The 906-nt window shown below is 42.5% G+C and carries 2 protein-coding genes; one reads left to right on the plus strand and one right to left on the minus strand.

Translation table 11 applies throughout. From position 1 onward, the window contains the following. The coding region (locus EIP89_RS11530) for a cytochrome-c peroxidase (protein WP_371851069.1) at positions 1-525 on the plus strand (525 nt) is incomplete at its 5' end. A gap of 55 nt (positions 526-580) precedes the next feature. Here EIP89_RS11530 and EIP89_RS11390 read toward each other — a convergent pair. Next, the coding region (locus EIP89_RS11390; protein ID WP_124398808.1) for a sensor histidine kinase at positions 581-906 on the minus strand (326 nt) is incomplete at its 5' end.

Here is a 906-nt window from a genome sequence, read left to right on the forward strand (position 1 = left end):
AAAAAGGCCTACGGAGTAGATACGATCGACTTTTTTCACCTTAGTAGGGCGATTGCTACTTACGAGCGATCCCTAATTTCAGGTTTTTCTCGTTGGGATGCTTGGTATTATAAAGGAGAGCCCACTTTGAGCGACGAGGAAGTGGCAGGTTGGAGGCTTTTTACAGGCAAGGCTGGGTGCATACGTTGCCACAACGGGCCGGATTTGACCAATTATTCGTTTCATAACATCGGTCTTTACGAAGTGTATGCTGATGTTGGCCTATTCAGACGGACGCGAGACTCAGCTGACATTGGTAAAATGAAAACACCAACGCTTCGGAATTTGGTGTACACCGCTCCATATATGCACGACGGAAGCATTAAATTCATGGAGCAGGTAATTGAGCACTATAACTTGGGAGGTAAAAACCACCCATCAAAATCGCCATTAATCAGACCTTTACAACTGAATAAGGCGGAAATGAGGCAATTAGTGGCGTTGCTCAAGGCAATGTCTGACACCGTGATGCCTGTTGTACAGTGATGTTTTTTGATTTAAAAAAAGGATTCTTTAAAAAGTTTTGCGATTAACAAGCATTTTAAACCTCTACAGTAAAAGTGCTACCTGCAGGCGTGGAGTGTACAGTGATGCTGCCTTTGTGAAGCTCAATGATTTTTTTAGTGAGCGAAAGACCAATGCCTGTGCCTTGGCTAAAATGTTTGTTTTTGCCTCGATAGAAGGGGTCAAAGATGTAATCGAGATCATCGACCGGAATACCAGGACCTTGATCAATAAAATGGAGGATGAGCTGGGGTTTTGAATTTTTGTCATTAGAGGGAATACTCGCAATTTTTACTTGACATGTATGTTGGGGTGAGAATTTGCATGCATTGTCCATAAGGTTAAGAAAAGCGATTTTCATCA

Source organism: Thermaurantimonas aggregans, from assembly GCF_003851885.1.
Taxonomy (GTDB): Bacteria; Bacteroidota; Bacteroidia; order Flavobacteriales; family Schleiferiaceae; genus Thermaurantimonas; species Thermaurantimonas aggregans.